The organism is Pseudoalteromonas sp. NCIMB 1079, from assembly GCF_040567695.1.
Taxonomy (GTDB): Bacteria; Pseudomonadota; Gammaproteobacteria; order Enterobacterales; family Alteromonadaceae; genus Pseudoalteromonas; species Pseudoalteromonas distincta.
Genome location: NZ_JBEWZA010000002.1, coordinates 584,293 through 602,251, shown reverse-complemented (window position 1 = coordinate 602,251; position 17,959 = coordinate 584,293). Strand labels below are relative to the sequence as shown.

Sequence of the window (17,959 nt, the reverse complement as noted above, 5' to 3'; positions counted from 1 at the left end):
ATAAGAGTATTTAGTTTAACATTTTTTTAGTTCTATATGCTCGAGGAGAACATCCAAACCAGCGTTTAACATTAACACTTAGTGTTGCTTGCTCCTGATATCCTAAAAGCTCAGATATGGTTGAGATTGTAAATTGGTTTTGCGCTAAATAGTGTGCAGCTAAAGCGCGGCGAGTGGCATCTTTTAGTTTTACAAAACTCGTATTATGTTTGATAAGTTCTCGATGCAGAGTACGCGGGTGCATACCCAGCGCAGCTGAAATAGTTTGGTTACTACATTGATAAATAGGAAGCATAGGCCTAATTAGCGCACTAACTTGGTTGGGCAACGGTTGTGTGTGTTCTTTGTTTTTTGCCAAGAAGTTTAGCGCTGCTTGTACTTTATTTAGTTTAGGGTGTTCAAGCTCAAGAGTTAAATCACTTTTTGAGATTACAATGCCAGCGCTGTTGCGATGCTCTATAACGTTACAACCAAAGTAAGTGTTATAGGCACGAGTATTAGTACTTAACTTTTTTGGCAAAAATATATTAATTGGTTTGCAGCGGTTATTACTCAGCTTTTTAATAACAGCTAATGCTAAACCAATGGTTAGCTCAATGACTTGGTTTATGTGCGGTAATGGTTTTAAATTAATTTCGAATGATAAAAACAAGCTTTTATCATTCTCTAAAGGGTGCGAATTTAAGCTAAGTGCAGGGCTGTGTAAGTGAAGGTATTTAATAACCCAATTAAGTGCATCACCTAAATTAGTACTACTTTTGGCAGCTATTGCAATATGTCCTAAAATATCAAAGTTTTGTCTACTTGCGAGCTTAAGGCCAAAACTAGAGCAATTGAACTTACAAGCACAGTATTCTAAAAGCTCAGCGTAATCTCGATAAGGTAAATATTGGTTGTCGAGATTTTTAAAGTCAACGTTACTAATATTACAGCTTTGCATTATTTCATGCGGATCGCCGCCAAATTCGCTAATTAGCGTGTCTATACCTTGTAATGACGTGGCTCTGATTAGGCTGCTCATGGTTAACCCCAAATAAGTGATGTCTAAAAATATCAAGTTTTATTGGGTTTTTCTATGCACTATTACTGTTAAGGCCGTTTAAAACTTTTATTAAGGTACACCATGAACAATACAACATTTGATTACATTGTGATTGGCGCAGGCAGTGGCGGCTGCGTTATGGCATCGCGATTGTCTGAGGATGAAAATGTCAGTGTGTGTTTAATTGAAGCTGGCGGCAGCGATAAAAGTGCATTTGTGCAAATGCCAGCTGGCATAGCAGCGAGTGTGCCTTATGGCATAAATAGCTGGCATTACAATACGGTGCCACAAAAAGAGCTTAATAACCGCTGTGGTTTTGTGCCGCGCGGCAAAGTATTGGGTGGGTCAAGCTCTACCAATGCAATGGTTTATATTCGCGGTAACAAATACGATTACGACCAATGGGCTGCTAATGGCAATACGGGATGGGATTTTGAGAGTTTACTCCCGTACTTTATTAAAGCTGAGAACAATAAAGCGTTTATAAATAATGAGCTGCACGGAATAAAAGGCCCGCTACATATACAAGAGCTAAGTAACCCAAGCAATGTAAACCAATATTTTTTAAATGCCTGTGCTGAGCAGGGCGTTAATTTAAGCGACGATATAAATGGTAAAGAGCAAAGCGGCGCGCGTTTATCGCAGGTAACTCAGCACAATGGCGAGCGTTGTAGTGCAGCAAAAGCATATTTAACACCGCATTTAAACCGCCCGAATTTAACGGTATTAACCCATAGCCACGTTAATAAAATAAATATAGCTAATAAGATAACGCAAGGCGTGCAAATAGGGCGTAATAAGGAGGTTATTAATTTACGTGCTAAAAAAGAGGTAATACTCAGTGCTGGCTCTATTAATTCGCCGCAAATATTAATGCTTTCGGGTATTGGCCCAAAAGAGCAGTTAAGTGCACATAACATTAAGGTTCAGCACGTACTTGAAGGTGTTGGCGCTAATTTACAGGATCACTTAACGGTAGTGCCACTTTATAAATCAAAAACAAGTAAAGGCACATTTGGTATAAGCCCGCTTGGCATTGCCAGCATTTTAAAAGGATGCGTTAACTGGTTTAGTAAACGAGAAGGGCGATTAACCAGTAATTTTGCAGAGTCGCACGCGTTTATTAAATTATTTGAAGGCTCGCCAGCGCCCGATGTGCAGCTAGAATTTGTAATTGGGCTGGTGGACGATCATAGTCGTAAATTACACACTGGGCATGGTTACAGTATACACAGCAGTATTATGCGCCCCAAAAGCCGAGGTACTATTACATTAGCCGATAACAACCCGCGTAGTGCACCGCTTATAGACCCTAATTATTTAAGCCACCCAGATGATTTAACTGTAATGCTTGCAGGCCTTAAAAAAACACTCGCTATTATGCAAAGCAACGCTTTTGATAACATACGCGGTAAAATGCTCTACCCGCTTGATATAAATAATGATGAGCAGCTAATTGAGTTTATACGCCAAACTGCAGATACCGAGTATCACCCAGTAGGGACATGTAAAATGGGGCAAGACTCAATGGCAGTGGTAGATACTAATTTACGAGTACACGGGGTGAGTAACTTACGCGTAGTTGATGCGTCGATTATGCCTACTATTATTACCGGCAACACAAATGCGCCGGTAATTGCGATTGCTGAAAAAGCGGCTGATTTAATTAAACACGAAAACGTGTAATTAAATAAACTGTAGTAGGGCTATTAATTAGCGATAAAACTCATTTAGCCATTGTTGCCAATCGCTTTCAAGATGTAGCATTTGCTGATGCTTTTTAGCGTTTAGATGCTTGGCTTCGTCCTCGCTTGCCACATAAGGCCCAACGCGGCATAGGGGGCAATGGTTAGATGTTAAGTATGCAGGCTTTGTAAGGCGTGAGCTTAATTCGCTAGTATGTTTATCGAGACTTTTTGGGCTGAAAACGTAAGTTATGCCGCTTGTGTCTTTAACGTGTTTATCGCGGTCAACATTACGAATTTTATAACCTTCAAAATGGCTAATATCAAATGGGATTTGGCCTAAATAATCTGCGGTTAAACCGTTATTTAAACTCCCTTCTATATTCCACTCACGATAAGGTTTTACATCCTTTGAGGTGATGTAACAAAGCATTGGCCCATTTTTATCAAGCGCGTATTCGTTAGCGTATTTAATAAATTGGTGCAGTAAAGCGCGGTTTAATACGTTCATACTGGTTTGGCGCGTGTTGTTTTCAAATGCTTCACGGCCAACAAATGCAGGTATAAGCGGAAACTGAAAAATAACCACATCAAAGCTGTGCTGGTTTTCACTTAGAGCTTGCCAACATGCAGGGTTTGTTACATCAAAACTATTAAGTACCTCAACGTTATGCGCTTTTAAGTTGCTAAGTGCATTGTGCTGGTACTTTTGCTCAATAGTAGTTTGGTCATCGTAAGTGGATGCAACCAAAACTTTTGGCGATAGATGGGTGTAAATAGCGTTCGAAAACGATAAATCGCCATCGCCTACGGTGAGTATTCGCCATTGAGGATTTAAATACATATTTTATTTAGCGTTTATGTGTGTAGCAGTATTATTTATATCGCTATTTGTTTGTGAGTCTTTTGCTAGTAAACGATGAAACGCAAGTCTGGTTTTTAATCCTTCGATTGCGATTTGTTTAATAATAAGATTAAAGGTAATTAAAATAGCAAAGGCAATATGAATAGGGCCGTGAGTGAACCCTGCATCTGTATCGTACAGTGTTAAACCGAATAGCAAAAATAAGACGACTAATAATATTTCGAGTAATTGACTTGAATAAAAGCTTAAACGACCTTCGCTTTTATGATCTTTTTTAATGCGAATAGCACAAAAAAATGGGATCACTTTGATTTTAAATGCAGCGTTTTTTTCTACGTAGTTTTCGCCAAGTTCATCGAGTTGTTGGCGTAGTTGGTCAATCATGGTGTGTCCTCAAATAGCAGTGCGCGGATATTACCTTATTACCACGCAATATTTAAGTTTACAGCTGCTATTTAGGGTAAATACTCATACCAATAGTAAGGATATGACAAACAAACACAACAGAGGTAAGTACTACACGCATTTTTTGATAATCTTTATGATAGGTTTGCCATTGCGGCGTGGCTTTTTCAAATATAAGTACTAACCAAAAACTAGCACCTAGCCAAGCCAGTGCCCACTCTACAGGTAAAAATGATAAAAATGGAACTGGGATAACAGGTAATACCGCTTTAATTGCATTGCTATAGCTTTGCTCTCCGGCGCGCCACAAGCTACCTGCCATAAATGCTAAAATGGCGATACTGTAAAAAGTAAAAAACTCTAAGTTAAGGCTATTACTGCCAAACATAAGTGGCCAACCCACACACCCTAAAAACGGGATTAAGCCTAAGTAACCTAGTTGTATGTGGTTAAAAAATTTTTCCATTACGGCGTGCCTTATATTTAATGACTTATTTGAAGCGCGGCTATTGTAGCAGTATTGCGATTAGCGATCTTAATAATTCGCCAGCGTTTACAATCCAAATAATGCTTACGATAACAATGATTATATAGTTCAATCCAAAAAACCGATTGTTTTAATCTAAACAATCAATTTTATTTAATTATCCATTAGCCTTATTGTATTAACCAAGCCAACGCAGAAGGTCGTTTTAAACGAGAGCGTTGATTACTTTTTAAATACATTAAATATAGATGAGGAAATACCATGAGCACTTCATTAATCAATACTAAATTACAACCATTCAATGCAACCGCTTACCACAACGGTGACTTTGTAGAATTGTCTGAAAAAGATGTTCTAGGTAAATGGTCAATCTTCTTCTTTTACCCAGCAGACTTTACATTTGTATGTCCTACTGAACTTGGTGATGTTGCAGATTATTACGCACAACTTCAAGAAATGGGCGTAGAAGTTTACTCAGTATCTACTGACACTCACTTCACTCACAAAGCATGGCACGATACGTCAGACACAATTGGTAAAATTACTTACCCAATGATTGGCGACCCAACAGGACGTATTACTCGTAGCTTTGGCGTAATGATTGAAGAAGAAGGCTTAGCACTTCGCGGTACATTTGTAATGAACCCAGAAGGCGAAATTAAAATTATTGAAACTCACGATTTAGGTATTGGCCGTAGCGCTAAAGAACTTGTTCGTAAAGTACAAGCTGCACAATACATTGCAACTCACGACGGTGAAGTTTGTCCTGCATCTTGGCAGCCAGGTGAAGACACACTTGCACCTTCACTAGACCTAGTTGGTAAAATCTAAGTATAGATTTATTCCTACTATAAGGGCAGGTAACTGCCCTTAAATCAACGAACATCCGTTTGTTGGTGCCTCCTATATCAATATACTTGTTTAAGCACATGCATTATTTGGCATGGGAGGCTTGCTGTTTAAATTTTCCTAAAAGGGTTAAGCCATGTTAGATAACAACATAAAAAATCAATTAAAAAGCCATTTTGAATCGCTGACTCAACCTGTTGAGCTGCTTATTGCCTTGGATGACAGCAAAAAATCAGCAGAAGTAGAAAGTTTAGCGAACGATTTAGCTTCACTGAGCGATAAATTTACGGTAATAAACAACCCAGATACAAGCGCGCGTCGCCCGTCAATGGTTGTACATTCACCTATTAAAAATACCCATATTACGTTTGCAGGCGTACCTATGGGCCACGAATTCACAAGTTTAGTGCTAGCACTTTTACATACTGGCGGACACGCAAGTAAAGCTAAAAGCGAAGACATTGAACAAATACAATCGCTTACTCAAGAACTTAACTTTGAAGTATATATAAGTTTAAGTTGCCAAACGTGTCCGCAAGTAGTGCAAGCACTTAACACTATGGCAGCAACAAACAGTAATATTAAAGCCACCATGATTGACGGTGCACTATTTCAAGATGAAGTAGAAGAGCGAAATATTTTAGCTGTACCGGCTGTATATTTAAATGGCGAACCATTTAGCCAAGGTGCACTAAGCCTTACTGACATACTTAATAAAGTAGATAGCAAAGGGGCTGCTAAACAAGCAGCAGCACTAAGCGAAAAAGACGAGTTTGATGTACTGGTAGTTGGTGGCGGCCCAGCGGGCGCGTCGGCTGCAATTTACTCAGCACGAAAAGGGTTAAATACAGGCATTGTGGCTGATAGATTTGGTGGACAAGTTGCCGATACATTAGCAATAGAAAACTTTATTTCGATTAAAGCGACTGAAGGTCCTAAATTGGTTGCTCAGCTTGAAGAGCACGTTAAAGAATACGATGTAGATGTAATGCATAATCAGCGTGCAGCGGCACTTGGTTATAACAATGGTTACGAAATCACGCTAGAAAATGGCGCAGTACTTAAAGCTAAGTCGCTCGTACTTGCCACTGGTGCACGCTGGCGCGAAATGAACGTACCAGGGGAGCAAGAATATCGCGGCCATGGTGTGGCATATTGCCCACATTGTGATGGCCCTTTATTTAAAGGTAAACCTGTTGCCGTAATTGGCGGTGGTAATTCAGGTATAGAAGCAGCAATCGATTTAGCTAATATTGTGCAAAGTGTTACGGTACTTGAATTTGCAGACACACTACGTGCTGATGAAGTGCTTATTCGTAAAGCTAAAAGCATGGCTAATATTACTATTATCAAAAGTGCACAAACTACCGAAGTACTTGGTGATGGTAAAAAAGTAACTGGCTTAATGTACACAGATAGAGTGTCGGGAGAGAGCAAAGAGCTTGAACTTGCCGGTATATTTGTACAAATAGGCTTAATACCAAATACCGAATGGTTAAAAGACAGCGACCTTGAATTAAGCAAATTTGGTGAAATACTGATTGATGCTAAAGGCGCAACTTCATTACCAGGCATATACGGCGCGGGGGATGCAACCAATACTCCGTTTAAACAAATTATTATTGCAATGGGCAGTGGTGCAACAGCAAGCTTAGGCGCATTTGATTATTTAATTCGTCACTCTGAAGAAGCTGATCAAAGCGCTGCTTAATGTAATTAGTAAAAACTCTCTTGATATAACAGCAAGGCTACACCCATAGCTGTTTGTTAACCCAAGCCGCCCTTCTCCAAAGGCGGCTTTTTTAATGCTTAAGAATTAGCACACGATTTAATCGCACCCACCACCAGAATCACCGCCGCTACAATTTGTGTGAGAGTGCGCTGAGTTACTGCTAGAGGAAACTGGTGAGTCACTGCCAGTATAAACTGATGATCCACGTGATGACTTAGCACTGATAAATGTAACTAACAGCAATACGCCTGATACGATAACTATTGTTATTGATGAACTCCATTGCCCAGTGGAAACGCCTTTAAATACTGCAACAATAAGTACTGTTAGTAATATAGTTCTAATTATGTTTTTAATTTTATATCCTTATTTAACCAATCAGTTGACTACAAACGTTAGCTAACTTTAGCGGTATGCTCAAGCGCGTTAATAACTGCTTTTTCAAGTATGGGTAGTTTAAAAGGTTTTGATATAAACATATCCATACCGGCTTGTTTACATGCAAGTTTGTCTTGTGATGAGGTGTTAGCTGTTATTGCTACTATGTAAGTTTTTTCATGCGAGCAGATGTTTTCTGATCTAAGTTGCTTAGTTGCTTCAAATCCATCGAGGATGGGCATTATGCAGTCCATAAAAATAAGGTCATAATGCTTTTGACGACATTTTAATACTGCACCTTGGCCATCTACTGCTGAGTCTGCTTTAATATTAAGCTTGCCCAAAGAGGCATGAAGTACCAACCTATTAATGTCGTTATCATCTACTACAAGCACTGATAGTTCACTGCCGTTGATATCTAACGTTGATTTAAGACTTTCTTGTTTTTGTTCTGTCCCTTTCTCAATAGGAATATTTACTAAAAACGTAGTGCCTTTATTAGGTGTACTTTTTACCTTTATTTTACCGCCCATATATTCAACAAGTTCTTTTACTATTGCAAGGCCAAGGCCTGTGCCACCTTTTGAATTTTTAGCATCAATTTCTTGAGAAAAAGGAGAAAACAGTGATTCTAAAAAGCCTTTACTCATTCCTCGGCCGGTATCAGACACATCAATATTTAAAATTAGCTTATTTTTTATTTTAGAAAGGTTTGTGTTTAGTGTAACTGAACCATTCTCAGTAAATTTCAGCGCATTGCTTAGTAAGTTAGAGGTTATTTGGCTAAGGCGTGTGTTGTCGCTAAACGCCCAGCAGTTGTCATCAATTGTATTATTTACTTGTAGCGTTACATGCGTGTTTTTAAATAGAGGTGTATACAAAGAAGTTAAATCGGTAAAAATTGTTTTTAGTAAAAAGTCAGTAGGTTCAAGCTTTAGCTCACCATGATTAATTTTAGAAAAATCGAGAACTTCGTTAATTATACTGAGTAAAATATCGGCGCTTCTAAGTGCGATTTTAATTTTTTCGGCACGCACTTCTTCACTATGCTCGTCGATTAATGTTGTAAGCATACCTGTAATACCATTGAGTGGGGTTCTTAATTCGTGGCTGATTTTAGCAAATAGCATGCTTCTGTCTTCAAGTAGGCGCTCTGCTTGAGCTTGCTTTTGTTTAAGCTCTTCTCGTAGCATTACTGATTCGGTTACATCTTGGCAGGTGCCAAATAACCGCACGCATCGGCCTTCATCAAATTCGGCCTCACCAAAGGTAGCCACCCATAAGTGTTTATTTTTAGCGGTTACTACTTCTAGTTCTAAATTCCATTTTTTGCCTTTTTCTATGGCTAATTCTACCGCGCGAGTAATGCCTTCACGACTTGGGCCTTTTTTATAAAACTCGATTGCAGAATTCATTTGCGGTTGAAATTGTTCATCTACCTCATGTATGAGGTAGGTTTGCTCACTCCAGGTAATTTTATCGGAGATTAGATCAACTTCCCACGTGCCTATATTTGCAATGTGCTCTAACTTTAATAAAGTATTACTATTTTTTATGAGTTGTTCTTTAGCTTGGGTGCGAGCAAATTCCGATCCAAGCCATTGTGCAAATAATTCGATGTAGTCATAAGCATCATCGTTAAAAGCGAGGGAGTCTTTTGCGGATGAAAAGTTAACGGTGCCAAATATTTTATCACCAATTTTTATTGGCGCGCCAATATAAGACTCTAACTGAAAGTTTATATAACAGGGGTGGTTTGCAATTGCACTTTGAGATGCTTTATGAAAGGCAAGTGCAGAGCCAGCAGCGAGCGTATGTACGCAATAGGTGCCTTGTAATTCAAACACGGTACCGGGTAAAAGTGAGTTGTCAGGGGTTTTGGCATATAAAACGGTGTAGCTGTTTTCATCTACTTTACTAATAATACCTAGCTCAAGGTCAAATACTTCTAACCCAAACACTAAGAGCTTATTAATTTTATTTTCAAAATCAAGAGATTGATTAGAAACTATATCGTGAAAACATCGTAAAAAATTCAAAAGAAAACACCCCGTAAGCTTTTGTTCAATTTATATAATACATAGGCCAATTAGGGCATTGGTATTAGTTTAAAATCCAGTTTAGCAGTTTTAATTACTAATAACTAAAATTGATACGTATTAAATTTTATAACCTTATGTTTTTATGAACTAAGTTAGTGGTTTATTAATAGTAGTAGGGCCTGTTGACCTTTCAGGATTAAAAATTGTCCCTAGGCAGAACCCAAAGGGCAACGCATGTTTGGCATTTATGCTGCGTTATCGCCTATTTATGGGGAATAACCACACTAAATAGGCTCTGCCTTGCCTAAATACCAAACAGTCTGCTGTAAATTTAACCTCGAAAGATAAACAGGCCCTTGTATATAGCGCAACATGCCGCCGAGCATATAATACTCAGCGGTATACTTTTAATACGTTGAATTTGGGGTATATTGCGGGTTGATATCGCCGCCTACTTCCTCTGGGTCAACATCGTTAATAAGCAGTGTTTCACGTACCGCTTCAATGTGATCAAGTACGCTTTGGTAGCGCTCGCCATATTCATACTTTGTCACCTCAATCGCTTTAGGCATGTAAGTAAAAGCTATTTTTAGGGCGTGGAGTGCTTCTTCGTTTATTTTTTCGCTCATAATATTCTCTTATGTGTAGGCTATAGCTAACCTGAGTTCTGGATAATAAATCTATCTCAAGCAGCTATTTTTAGCGCTAACTGCGTTGAATTTCCTTGCAATAGACCAGCTATTGACGCGTAAATTCGCCTTGTTTTCACCAAAAATTTCTAGCTAGAGAGAAACAGACTTAAATATCGTTATTATTTATAGTGTTTTTAAATCTCTTAACCAGAATTCAGGTTAGTTAGTAAAATAACACCAAATACGATTCGGTAAAGACCAAAACTAACAAAAGTGAAATTTTCTAGAAAGCGTATGAATAGTTTAATAGCGCGGATTCAAATCTGAAGTGCATAACGTTTAGGCGGCTTTAGCCGCCAAGTGATCCTGCATCAATTTTGCAGGCGTTTCAAATCCAAGTGTCTTCCTCGGACGATTATTAAGTTGCTCAAGTACTGGTATAACCTGCGCTGGTGTTACCGCCTTAAAATCTGTGCTCTTCGGCCAATACTGGCGTAGTAATCCATTCGTGTTTTCATTCAATCCGCGCTCCCATGAGTGATAAGGGTGAGCAAAATAAACAGGAACACATAAAGCCTCTGTGATTTGCTCGTGATAAGCGAACTCTTTTCCATTGTCAGCCGTGATGCTATGAAGCGCTGACCTATATGGCCTTAATAGTTCTATCGTCGCCGCAGTGACGGCTTGTGCTGTTTTGCCTGCCACCTGCGTTGATACAGTGAATTGGGTGACCCGCTCTACAATGGTAACAAGGGTGCCTCGATGACCTTTACCTATGACGGTATCTATTTCCCAATCTCCGATACGACCTTTCTCATCAACTATTTGTGGGCGTTCTTCAATGCTAACGCGATTTTTTATTTGCCCTCGGTTTGTTTTACCATGACTGCGCTTGTGATATTTCTTACCGTGTCGGCGCAGATGTAGGTATAACTCACCACCTGCTTTTTTATCTTCCCAGATATACAGATAAATGCATTCATGGCTGACAGACCGTTCACTTTCTTTACGCAACCATCCCGTTATCTGTTCAGGGCTCCACTTCTCATTAAGCTTCTGGGTAATTAAAGCCATCATTTCAGGTGTCATCTTAAGCGGTTTTCTTACACTTCTTCGGCGAAACAAAGCCCGCTCATGAGCTTGTTTGTGTCTGTAACCTCGCTTACCTGTATTTCTAGAAAGCTCTCTTGAAATCGTAGATTGCGATAAATTAGTTAGCTCAGCAATACTTTGTTGCGTAAAACCACTTTTCTTTAGAACGGCGATCTGGCATCTTTGCGCATAGGTCAGTTGTTTGTAATGTCTCATTGTAAAATCTCTTGCCGGAGAAAAAGCAGTTAGCTTATGAGCAACTGACCACTTAATCTACCCAAAACAAGTTATGCACTTACAATTTGAATCCAGGTAGTAAAATAAGCAACTATAAAAGACGTTAAAAAACCCACAGCAAGGGCAGTTAGGTCATCTAAGCTAAACAGTTGGTAATGTTTAAGTAAGTCGTACCCTGAGGCTGCTGCAAGTACAGGTAAACCAAGTAAAAATGAAAATTCAGCGCTGGTTTTTCGGTTTAAACCACACAACATGGCACCAACAATAGAGCTCCCAGCACGACTAGTCCCTGGAATTAACGCAAATACTTGTGCTACGCCAATCCAAAGTGCTTGTTTATAAGTAACTTGGGTTACATCGGTAGTTGTGCAGTGAGTCTCTTTATAACTGCGCTCTAATAGTAAAAAAATCACACCGCCTACAATAAACATAACACCTACTACAGGTACGCTAAACAGTGTTTTTATTACATCACTAAATATAAAACCAATAATACCCAAAGGAATAAATGCAATGGCAACTTTAATCCATAAATTAAAATGTTTAGGGCTAAACTTGTCTTTATAGTTAGCTAGTACCGCTAAAATGGCGGCAAGTTGAATAATTACTTCGAAGGCGAGATTAGCGTCTGTTGATTCAATGCCTAACCACTTTGACGCTACAATTAAGTGCCCGGTTGATGATATGGGTAAAAATTCTGTTATACCTTCAATAATACCTAAAATAATCGCGTTAATTATATCCACGGTTTACTGCTTCCTGAAAAATTAAAAAGCCCGAACTCGGCTTAACTGAAATGACGCATTACTGCGTACCTAAATTGCGAGGCGTAGCATAAAAGCTCTTAAAGCAAACCAACAGTATTTTTAGACTTAATGTGTTTAATAAATTGCATTAAGCAGTAAATGCACAATATAATGACAATCGTTATCATTTGCATGTACTGTTTTGTATATGTTTGGGCAAATTTATTGAGCGAATAATGAATAATAAAAAAACGTTTACAGCTACACGGCGAAGGCACTTAATTGCGTGTGTATTAGCGCTAGTTACAGCGGTAATAATGATTCCGGGTATGACAACCTATTTACCGTTTCAAATGAATGAACAAATATTACTGCCTATTTTACTCTTTCCTGTTATTTGGACTGCGTTGTTTATTTATGCGTATTTGGCGCAAAAAGTATGGCAACCTTTTGTAGTAATGATTGCATTGTGTGTATTACATGGTTTATTGAGTTTTTGGGCGTTAACGCAGGGGCAGGGATGAAGTCGATTACGTTAAAAAAGCTATTTTTATTACATAGCTGGGTAGGAATTATTACTGCTGTACTGCTATTTATTGTTGCATTTAGTGGGGCGTTAGCAGTTCTGTCGCGACCTGAGTTAAAAATATGGGCAAATCCAGAGCTACAATCTAGCCAACACGTTGCCAGCGCGCAAATTAATCGACTAGTAAACGAATACCATAAACAGGTGCCTAGTGAATTTGGCGAAAACATTCATGTGTTTTTACCAAGTGGACATAACTTTCATTTATTAACGTTGGTATTTGAATCCCACCATGGCGATGAAAACTATGATCAAGAGGTGGCCAGAGTATTCCAGTTTCATCCGGATACTTTGGCGCTGGAAAATACTTACTATGGGCCTAGTAAAGAGTTTTACGCTAATAAAAAAACAGATGCGCCAACCTACATAGGTCAGTTTCATGCAGATTTGCATTTAGGGCGACCAATTGGGTTAATTCTTACTGGTTTTTTAGGTTTAACACTTTTAGTAAGTGCAGTGACAGGCTTGTTTATTCATCGTAAATTGATAAAAGAGCTCTTTACGTTTAGGCGAGATAAAGGATTAGATATTGCAGTCAGCGATGCTCATAAGGTCATAGGTATTTGGGGCAGCGTATTTAATATTGTAATTGGTTTTACAGGATCATTTTTAGGGCTTGCGACCGTTATTTTATTACCAGCTGCTGCGTTTGTGAGCTTTGGTGGCGATCAAGATAAGTTAATAGAAACGTTTACCGCTATTCCTGAGCCTGTAGTTAGCCACATTAAGCAACCTACAAAAATAGACACTATTTTAGAGCATGCTCATAGTCGTTACCCTGAAGCAATAATTAGGGATGTCACAATAATGGCGCATAACGATGCGAATGCGCAGGTATATTTGCGTTTGTTAGGTGGCGAGGCTGTTGCTTCTCAGTTACTGCATTATCAGGGCAATGGTGAGTTTGTGCAGTCGATGAGTAGTTTTGGTGATATTTCAGGTGTTTCGATAAAAGTAATTGAGTTGATGTTTCCGCTGCACTTTGGGAACTTTGCAGGAGTGTTTGTAAAATTACTTTGGGTATTGCTTGGCTTAAGTACTGCGCTTTTACCTATTTCGGGCATGATGATGTGGCTAACAAAGCGCACACGTGGCAGTAGCCCTTCACTGAGTATGCAGGCATATGCACGCTGGAATCGTTTTATTATTGGCAGTTGTGGCGGTTTGGTATTAGCAAGCTTTGTGCTATTTCCTGTGCAAGTTTTACTTAATTATAGCGTTGTTGGTGTGGCGCAAAATAGCTTTTTTGGACCCGTGTTTTTTTATACGTGGTTGGCATGGTTACTATTAAGTGTATTGCCCATAGGTTATAAAAACTATTTTAAGCTGACACTTTTACTATGCGGCGCTTCGCTTGCTTTGGTGCTGCCACTTAATATTTTACTTGGCGTTAGCAATGTTATTAACCTTAATAGCTCGCTTGTCGCGGTAGTAGATATAAGCTTTATGGTGGTGGGTATCGTGTGTATGTTTGTTGCCTTAAAAATAAAAAACACACAAAAATTACAAATTGAGGTACAACCCGTATGAACGAGCTACTAATTACAATTGCGATGGTAAGTTTACTACTCATGATGCTCAACCTACGAAAAAACACACTTACATTAGCGACTAAAACATTTTTAAGTGCACTGCTATTTGGTTTAGCACTGATATGTTTTATGAGTGTTTACGGTATTTTAGGCGGTGCAATATGCACCGTTGTGGGAGCTATGTTAGCTGGTTTACTAACCGCAGTTATTGCGGGTAAAGCACCGCAATTATTAGGTTAAATAATGCAGTTATTTAGCTAAAAAGACCTTAGCAGTATCAACTCCCATGTTGTAACCACTATTAAGTATTTCAAACTTTTTAGTGGTACGCCCAACTTTAAAATTAGCCGGTGGTGCAATGATATTGATTTTGCAGTCATTAGGTGGATTCATAATAAAATCGATAGACTTATTATAAAAATCAGCCCTGTTTAAGGTCGTTTGAATTAATGCGGGATAGTTTTTATACATTTTTTTAGTGAGCCAAGGTGCCTTACTTGGTTTTTTACGATAGCCTAAACATTGAGACAAAATAACGGTGATTTCGCGTGCACCCATTTCGTAAGCTTTTATTACCGGAATTGAATCAGCAACACCGCCATCGGTCATCGCTATGTCATTAATAATAGGGTAGTCACGATATGCAATGGGTATAGCGCATGATGCTTTTAATTGATGCACCATATCGGCGCTGGTGGCCTTTAAATAGTGTGCTTTGCCTGATTCGATTGCCGTAGATACAATATAAAACTCGTGTGGAGTTTGCTCAAAGACCTCCGTATGAAGGCGTATTTCGCGAATAGTTTCTTGCCATAACCAATCTAAATCAAATAAATGACCACCTTTAATAAAGCGCGCTAAATTAATAAATTCAGGACGGCATGAGTAGTCAGTAATCACTTTATAATTTCGCATTGGTTGTCTGCATAAAAATGCGGCTATATTAGTTGCCCCGGCTGAAACACCAAAATAGCGTTCAAACGGCTGATATTGCTGTTTTAAAAACTCATCAAGCACACCTGCGGCAAATATACCGCGCATTGCACCGCCTTCAACGACGAGTGTGTTTTTATTATTGTTGTTCATGGGCAATCCTTTTTATGAAATTTGATGTTATCAACTCAGTCTAAAAAATGCGATAGAGATTACTGAAGATGATAAAAAATTAAAGCCGGGTACACATCGCGAAATTCACTGTTTTCTGGTAAGGTTTAGTATTACAAGGCTTTGTTAATAATAAAGAATAATTACTTATGTTTGATCCTAGCGTAACCATTTTTGAAAGCACACAGAGTCAGCTTGCAGAAAGTCCTCTTTGGCATCCTATGCTGAACACTTTTTTTTGGGTCGATATAAATAAAAAATTACTTTTAAGCAAAAATATACACAGCAAAAGCCAACTAAAAACCGTGAATATGCCCGATACGCTCAGTGCAATAGCGTGGATTGATGAGCAGCACTTATTGCTAGGTACAAGTACTGGTATATACAAATACCATATTAATTCAAGCACTCGCCATCTTATCCTTAGTATTGAAAATACACAGCTAAATCGACGTTCAAACGACGGCCGTGCTGATCCATGGGGTGGCTTTTGGTTAAGTACAATGGATGTAAATGCTAAAAAAGGGGATGGTAAAATATACCGTAATTATAAAAACCAGCTTAAAGCCGTTGTAAGTGGTTTGAGTATCCCAAATGGATTGTGTTTTGATAAGTCCCGTTTACGCGGTTATTACTGCGACTCTTTAACGAGTTGCATTTATGTATTAGATTTGGATGAGAAAACTGGTGAGCCTTGCGCTGAGCCACGTGTTTTTTATCAATTTAATAATACTGATGTTGACCCCGATGGCTGCGTAACCGATAAATTAGGCAATTTGTGGCTAGCTGTTTGGGGAATGGGATGTGTTATGTGTTTATCCCCAGACGGTGAGCTAATTAAAACAATAGAGCTTTGTGCATTAAAACCGACGTGCACCGCCTTCGGTGGTGAAAATGCTGAGTTACTACTTGTGACATCGGCATTTGATGAAGCGATTAATAATACTGTTAGTGAACAAGGCGCTGTATTTCAGATCTCCGGTATAAAAAAAGGGCAGTTTGAGCCGCCCGTTTTACTGTGACTTGTAATTTACAGTGATGGTTAGCTTTTAGGCTTAACCCACATAACACCCACTTCTTTTTTGGTTACTAAAACCTCAGTACCGGCGCTAATTGGTTGCTCACTTTTGAGTTTCCAGCTAATACCTGAATATTGATGTGTAGTTAAACCTTGTTCTGTTACATCGCTAGTAAGTACAAAAGTAAGTTCAGCAAAATCACTATTCACTTGCTTCTTATCTACGCGATTTTGCATTTGTTTTAATGGTTTCCAAAGTGCAACGGCTAAGCCCGCTGTTACAACTGCATTACTCCAAAGGGCTGTTGCTAATGAGTCAGGTAAAATACCAAAACTCATTAATAATCCTGTAAGGAATAACGATAATCCAAAAAACAACAAAATAAATGTAGAAAGGCCAAGTACTGCTACTTCTATTATTAAAGCAACAATACCAAGTACCATAAGTGTTTGCGGTAAATTTTGCGTAATAAAATCCATACAAACCTCTTTATTTAGTTATTAACCCAGATGCTTTTTATTTAAGCTATTAATGATTGCCATACCTTGGGCAACCATTGAGCTTGCATCTGTCGCGTTGTCTGGCAGTAATACAATTGATGATTCACGAGCAATCGCTTCTTTAGCCGCGATTGCTTTAGTTGCTAAATCTAACTGAATTGCTTTTTGACCTTGCTCTGTATCTGCAGCTTCACCTATTTTAATAAGTGCATTTGCTTGTGCTTCTGCAACCGTAGTAATAGCTGTTGCTTCACCTTCAGCGCGTAAAATTTGCTCGGCTTTGTCGGCTTCAGCAGCAAGTACTTGTGCTTGTTTTTTACCTTCAGCAACGTTGATATTTGCTTGGCGATCACCTTCTGACTCTAAAATTTGAGCTCGTTTAACACGCTCAGCTTTCATTTGTGCTTCCATCGCTTCCATAATAGAGTTAGGCGGCACAATATCTTTAATTTCGTAGCGAAGTACTTGAATACCCCAAGGCTCAGATGCCTGGTTTATAGCTGCAACAATGTTGGTATTAAGTAAATCACGCTCTTCAAATGTTTTATCAAGCTCCATTTTACCTAATTCTGAACGCATTGTTGTTTGCGAAAGTTGTACAACTGCAAATGTATAGTCGTCAACGCCATACGTTGCTTTGTACGGGTCTAGTACCCTAAAGTACAGTACACCATCAACTATAAGTGAGATGTTATCTTTAGTGATAGCTGACTGCGATGGTACATCTTGAGCTTGTTCTTTTAAGCTACGATCAGCCGAGATTCTATCAATAAATGGAATAATAAAGTTAAGGCCGGCTTCTTTAGTTGATTGGTATTTACCAAAACGTTCGATTAACCAGGCGCGGTTTTGTGGTACAAATTTAACGCTACTTTTTAAAAGCACGATAACAAAAACAAGTAAAAAAGCCTCAACAGTAAAAACTATATTGAGAATTTGTGTGACTGGATCCATTTAAACATTCCTTATAATAATTAAACGCTGAGTAGTTGTATTGTTTATAATTTCAGCGTGTATAGATTATCA

General features: G+C 38.7%; 18 protein-coding genes. 7 read left to right on the top strand and 11 right to left on the bottom strand.

Features of this window, described 5'->3' with window-relative positions:
* Positions 1–10 precede the first annotated feature (10 nt).
* Positions 11–1,021, bottom strand: a complete 1,011-nt coding sequence (locus tag ABX891_RS19360; protein WP_354630417.1) for an AraC family transcriptional regulator — start codon at positions 1,019–1,021, stop codon at positions 11–13.
* 102 nt (positions 1,022–1,123) lie between these two features.
* Here ABX891_RS19360 and ABX891_RS19355 point away from each other — a divergent pair, with 102 nt between their 5' ends.
* Positions 1,124–2,728 carry a GMC family oxidoreductase gene (locus tag ABX891_RS19355; protein ID WP_354630416.1) on the top strand — a complete coding sequence of 535 codons (1,605 nt, stop codon included), beginning with the start codon at positions 1,124–1,126 and terminating at the stop codon, positions 2,726–2,728.
* Positions 2,729–2,755: 27 nt separating this feature from the next.
* On the opposite strand, the gene ABX891_RS19350 is transcribed toward ABX891_RS19355, so the two are convergent.
* The 3 genes from ABX891_RS19350 to ABX891_RS19340 all read right to left on the bottom strand — a co-directional run bounded on the left by ABX891_RS19350 (position 2,756) and on the right by ABX891_RS19340 (position 4,463).
* Positions 2,756–3,571 carry a class I SAM-dependent methyltransferase gene (locus ABX891_RS19350; RefSeq protein WP_165723378.1) on the bottom strand — a complete coding sequence of 272 codons (816 nt, stop codon included), beginning with the start codon at positions 3,569–3,571 and terminating at the stop codon, positions 2,756–2,758.
* A gap of 3 nt (positions 3,572–3,574) precedes the next feature.
* On the bottom strand, positions 3,575–3,976 hold the full coding sequence (locus tag ABX891_RS19345; protein WP_354630415.1) for a hypothetical protein: 402 nt from the start codon (positions 3,974–3,976) through the stop codon (positions 3,575–3,577).
* 67 nt (positions 3,977–4,043) lie between these two features.
* The gene (locus ABX891_RS19340; protein WP_165725021.1) at positions 4,044–4,463 is read right to left on the bottom strand and encodes a DUF3429 domain-containing protein; all 420 of its coding nucleotides are present in this window, start codon (positions 4,461–4,463) and stop codon (positions 4,044–4,046) included.
* Positions 4,464–4,745: 282 nt separating this feature from the next.
* Here ABX891_RS19340 and ahpC point away from each other — a divergent pair, with 282 nt between their 5' ends.
* A complete protein-coding gene (gene ahpC, locus ABX891_RS19335; RefSeq protein ID WP_007581822.1) occupies positions 4,746–5,315 on the top strand; it encodes an alkyl hydroperoxide reductase subunit C in 570 nt (189 codons plus the stop codon).
* Positions 5,316–5,469: 154 nt separating this feature from the next.
* Entirely contained in the window at positions 5,470–7,044 is a 1,575-nt protein-coding gene (gene ahpF / locus ABX891_RS19330) for an alkyl hydroperoxide reductase subunit F (protein WP_354630414.1), read from the top strand.
* A gap of 416 nt (positions 7,045–7,460) precedes the next feature.
* On the opposite strand, the gene ABX891_RS19325 is transcribed toward ahpF, so the two are convergent.
* The 4 genes from ABX891_RS19325 to ABX891_RS19310 all read right to left on the bottom strand — a co-directional run bounded on the left by ABX891_RS19325 (position 7,461) and on the right by ABX891_RS19310 (position 12,192).
* Positions 7,461–9,482, bottom strand: a complete 2,022-nt coding sequence (locus ABX891_RS19325; RefSeq protein ID WP_354630413.1) for a hybrid sensor histidine kinase/response regulator — start codon at positions 9,480–9,482, stop codon at positions 7,461–7,463.
* Positions 9,483–9,892: 410 nt separating this feature from the next.
* Entirely contained in the window at positions 9,893–10,114 is a 222-nt protein-coding gene (locus ABX891_RS19320; RefSeq protein ID WP_007581825.1) for a hypothetical protein, read from the bottom strand.
* Between the two features lie 342 nt (positions 10,115–10,456).
* Complete coding sequence (locus tag ABX891_RS19315) at positions 10,457–11,425, bottom strand: IS30 family transposase (protein ID WP_354629755.1); 969 nt, start codon at positions 11,423–11,425, stop codon at positions 10,457–10,459.
* A 71-nt stretch (positions 11,426–11,496) separates the two neighbouring features.
* The gene (locus tag ABX891_RS19310) at positions 11,497–12,192 is read right to left on the bottom strand and encodes an undecaprenyl-diphosphate phosphatase (protein WP_354630412.1); all 696 of its coding nucleotides are present in this window, start codon (positions 12,190–12,192) and stop codon (positions 11,497–11,499) included.
* Between the two features lie 236 nt (positions 12,193–12,428).
* On the opposite strand from ABX891_RS19310, the gene ABX891_RS19305 reads away from it, so the two are divergent.
* The 3 genes from ABX891_RS19305 to ABX891_RS19295 are packed head-to-tail and all read left to right on the top strand — an operon-like array spanning position 12,429 to position 14,550.
* Positions 12,429–12,716, top strand: a complete 288-nt coding sequence (locus ABX891_RS19305) for a hypothetical protein (protein ID WP_024600574.1) — start codon at positions 12,429–12,431, stop codon at positions 12,714–12,716.
* A complete protein-coding gene (locus ABX891_RS19300) occupies positions 12,713–14,308 on the top strand; it encodes a PepSY-associated TM helix domain-containing protein (RefSeq protein ID WP_354630411.1) in 1,596 nt (531 codons plus the stop codon). The genes ABX891_RS19305 and ABX891_RS19300 overlap by 4 nt, the downstream gene beginning before the upstream one ends.
* Positions 14,305–14,550, top strand: coding sequence for a hypothetical protein (locus ABX891_RS19295; RefSeq protein WP_007581829.1), 246 nt, complete (start codon positions 14,305–14,307; stop codon positions 14,548–14,550). Before ABX891_RS19300 ends, ABX891_RS19295 begins: the two co-directional genes overlap by 4 nt.
* Positions 14,551–14,559: 9 nt before the next feature.
* On the opposite strand, the gene ABX891_RS19290 is transcribed toward ABX891_RS19295, so the two are convergent.
* Entirely contained in the window at positions 14,560–15,396 is an 837-nt protein-coding gene (locus tag ABX891_RS19290; protein WP_354630410.1) for a patatin-like phospholipase family protein, read from the bottom strand.
* A gap of 167 nt (positions 15,397–15,563) precedes the next feature.
* On the opposite strand from ABX891_RS19290, the gene ABX891_RS19285 reads away from it, so the two are divergent.
* On the top strand, positions 15,564–16,436 hold the full coding sequence (locus ABX891_RS19285; protein WP_354630409.1) for an SMP-30/gluconolactonase/LRE family protein: 873 nt from the start codon (positions 15,564–15,566) through the stop codon (positions 16,434–16,436).
* Positions 16,437–16,456: 20 nt separating this feature from the next.
* Here ABX891_RS19285 and ABX891_RS19280 read toward each other — a convergent pair whose 3' ends face one another.
* Entirely contained in the window at positions 16,457–16,912 is a 456-nt protein-coding gene (locus tag ABX891_RS19280; RefSeq protein WP_024605673.1) for an NfeD family protein, read from the bottom strand.
* Positions 16,913–16,933: 21 nt separating this feature from the next.
* Positions 16,934–17,887, bottom strand: coding sequence for an SPFH domain-containing protein (locus ABX891_RS19275; protein WP_354630408.1), 954 nt, complete (start codon positions 17,885–17,887; stop codon positions 16,934–16,936).
* Between the last annotated feature and the right edge of the window lie 72 nt (positions 17,888–17,959).